We start from the raw sequence: 3593 nt of genomic DNA on the forward strand, positions 1-3593 counted from the left end.
ATCTCGGTATCGATCTGAAGTCGGATCATCCGATCTCCTTCACCTACGACACCACGTTGGCCAATGCTGACGGCGAGCTGCGCGTGCCGGACGGTGTGAACGTCGGCAACCGCGTCGGCGGCACCACGCCGCCCAAGCTTCCGCTCGACAAGAGCCAGATGCAGTGCACTACCTGCCATGACCCGCATTTGCGCGATAACGCCACTGGCAACGGCAATGCCAAGTTCCTGCGCTTGAATCGCTTCCAGGTTGCGCAGCCCGGCGGGGGCGCATTCAATGCCACCAACGACATCGTCTGCCTTGCCTGTCACGATAAAGGCGGGGTCGCCTGGGCGTACTCGGCGCATGCGAACCGCGACGTCGCTTCGCATACCTATAAGGCAGCGGCTGCGCAGCAGCGCGAATTCCCGTCCTCTTCCGACACGCCGGCAAACACCAACCCGGAAGTGTGGCAGGTATCCTGCCTGAACTGCCACGACACGCATACCGTGCAGGGGGCGAAACGCTTGCTGCGCGAGGGCACTGACAGCACCAACTCGCCGAAGACCGGCGGCAACTCCGCCATCGAGGAAACCTGCTACCAGTGCCATACAACAAGCACTGGTTCAATCGTCAACTATACGGCGCTGACCAACGCCGCCGTACCGGACATCAAGACTGATTTCACGACGCTCGCGAGGCGCATGCCGATCACCAGCACCGAGCAGCTGGCCGGCGCGGGCGTGGAAGTCCACGAGATCGGCGGCATCTTCAACGATGCTATCGATGCGGACTGTACCAAGGCCACGGGCAAGTGCGGCAAGGATTTTCTCGAATCACGCGCCCGGCTGGGTTTCGGAGCCGGCACCAATCGTCACGCAGAGTGCACCGATTGCCATAACCCGCACCGCGTCATCAAGTCCCAGAACGGCTTGCCGGGAACGCTTTCCGCCACCAACACCAAGGATAAGGCGGGCACACACAAGCACGAGGACGCCACCGGTTATACGCATACCAATGTCATCTCTGGCGTGCTGCGGGGCACATGGGGCATCGAGCCCATTTATCCGAACAACTCCTTCCAATCGATGCCGTCCGATTTCACGGTCAAGCGGGGCGACCCCGGCAACAACACGGGCAGTCTCGATTCAGCAACCTATGTGACGCGCGAGTACCAGATCTGCCTGAAGTGCCATTCCAACTACGGTTATACCGACGACAACCTGTACCCGAACGGCACGACACGCCCGGCATTGGGCGGCGGCAGCCGCACCCCGGCAAATTCCAATGGCCACACCAATTTCAGCCGCTACACCAACCAGGCAAAGGAATTCCAGGCACCGTCCACCCATGCCGTGGCGGTCGGTTCCGTCAGCAAAGGTTACGATGGCGGCGCCGGGACATCTGCCGCGGCAACGGCAACCAACAACAACAACCATCGTTCCTGGCATCCCGTCATGCGCCCGACCGGCCGCACCGGACGTGCCGGCAATTGGCTTACACCCTGGAGCAACGCCGGCGCTCTCGGTAACCAGACCATGTACTGCTCGGACTGCCATGGATCGGGGACGGCCAACGGCACGGTCATGCCGACGGGTAACAGCAATACCATCGAAGGCGGAAGCCCTTGGGGACCGCATGGATCGGCCAACAACTTCCTCCTCAAGGGTAACTACAACCAGAACACTGGCGTAGGGCAGCCGGAAGGCCTGTGCTTCAAGTGCCACAATTACAACTCGTACGCGACCGGCGGCGGCGGCACCGGGTGGAGCACGTCGCGAGGCGACGGCCACCAGGTGCACCGGGACAGGATCAAGGTTGGCGGCAGCACCAACGGACTCAAATGCAACTGGTGCCATGTCGCCGTTCCGCATGGATGGAAGAACCGAAACTTCCTGGTCAACCTGAACGACGTCGGCCCAGAGGCCGGCCTTGCAGCGGGTACTGCGGTGAGCTACACCAACAACGTCGGCTACTCCAACGGCCCGTACTACCGGAACGCCTTCCTGCGCATCGTCTCCTTCCCCAGCGGCCAGTGGTCGGAGTCCAACTGCAACGGTGGCAGCAGGGACACGATGCGCACCAATTGCTCGTCGCCGCCGTAACCGGGAACCCCGCGAAAGTTGGCGTTTCCGTCCAATAACCCGATGCGCGTCGTCCATGCCCTGGCCTCGCTCAAGTTCACGCCGGTGGGCCTGGTCCTGCTCGGCGTGGCGACGGTGGCGGTGTACAAGATCGGGGACAGCGCCACGCCCTGGCTGGCCGGCCCCTTGTTCATCCTGGCGGTCAACCTGATCGCGGCAGTCGCCACCAACGGTGTCTTCCGACGCCAGATGGCGCTACTGGTTTTCCACCTTGCCCTCATCGTGCTGGTCCTGCTGGCCGCTGTCGGGCGCCTGACCTACCTGAACGGTGCGGCCGAGCTGACTCAGGGCGAATCCTTCGCCGGACTCAAGCAACGCGACGCCGGACCGCTGCACCCCGACCGGCTGGACAAGGTTTCCTTCATCAATGAAGGATTCGACATCGCCTACACCGAAGGTCCGGCGCTGGACCAGATCGTCAACAGGGTGCGCTGGCGCGACACGCGCGGCGAGGAGCGGGTAGGGGAGATCGGCATCAACCGGCCGCTGACCTTGTCCGGATACCACTTCTATCCCACCTCCAACAAAGGCTTTGCCCCGGTATTCATCTGGCGTCCGTTACAGGGAGAGCCCATCCTTGCCGCTGTCCACCTTCCGGGCTATCCTGCGCATGCCGAAAGCCAGGCGGCGAGCTGGCATCCTGGCGGGCGCCGGGATGATATCTGGGTCAAGCTGGAATTCGACGACGTCCTCATTCCCCCGGACCGGCCATCCCGGTTCCGCCTGCCGGATAACCGGGCACTCGTTGTCCGCAGCGGCGACATCCGCCATGTCCTGCAGCCGGGCGAAGAGCTTGCATTGCCGGACGGCGTGCTTCAGTATCGCGAGCTGCGCACGTGGATGGGGTACAAGGTGTTCTACGACTGGACCGTTCCCTGGATGCTCGCTGCCTGCGCAGTGGGAGTGCTCAGCCTCTCCTGGCACTTCTGGCGCAAGTTTGCGTCGACACAATGGAACAAGGACAACTAGATGGAACTTGAACTGCGGCTGCTGTGGGCGGGAATCATCTTCTACGTGCTGGGGGGCATCGTCGCCATCTGGTCCGTCGTGATGAAGAAACGTCCCGAGCGGACCGTCCTGCTCCTGATGACCGCGGGCTGGCTGCTGCATACCGCTTCGCTGCTGGTGCGCTGGGAACGCCTCGGACATGGCCCCTTCGTGACCATGTTCGAAATCCTGTCGAGCAATGTGTGGAGCCTGATGCTTGCCTTCATCATTGCCTTCTGGCGCATCCCCCAGATCCGCGCTTCGGCCGCCGTCGTCATGCCGATCATGTTCGTAATGATGGGCTGGCTGGTGCTGTCGAGCCCGGGGGAGGTTCACTTCCCGCGCTCGTTCCGCACACCATGGCTGTATATCCACGTTGGCCTGGGCAAGGTCTTCCTGGGCGCGATGCTGGTGGCGGTCGGGCTGGCTGGTGTGATCCAGCTGCGGCGGACGCAGCGCGGGATCGACTGGTTCAACCGCCTG

The 3593-nt window shown here is 62.8% G+C and carries 3 protein-coding genes; all 3 read left to right on the forward strand.

All coding sequences use genetic code 11. The features are described from left to right. On the forward strand, nt 1-2084 hold a 2084-nt coding region (locus AYR66_RS04595), incomplete at its 5' end, for a cytochrome c3 family protein (RefSeq protein ID WP_206047062.1). Between the two features lie 42 nt (nt 2085-2126). After that, a complete protein-coding gene (locus tag AYR66_RS04600) occupies nt 2127-3092 on the forward strand; it encodes a cytochrome c biogenesis ResB family protein (RefSeq protein WP_088706543.1) in 966 nt (321 codons plus the stop codon). Continuing rightward, nucleotides 3093-3593: hypothetical protein (locus tag AYR66_RS04605; protein WP_206047063.1), on the forward strand; the 501-nt coding region annotated here is incomplete at its 3' end.

Source organism: Noviherbaspirillum denitrificans (genome assembly GCF_002211445.1).
GTDB lineage: Bacteria > Pseudomonadota > Gammaproteobacteria > Burkholderiales > Burkholderiaceae_D > Noviherbaspirillum > Noviherbaspirillum denitrificans.

Excerpts from the sequence above, each read along its gene's own strand:
- AYR66_RS04600 (WP_088706543.1), top strand. The coding sequence starts at position 2,127 with ATGCGCGTCGTCCATGCCCTGGCCTCGCTCAAGTTCACGCCGGTGGGC.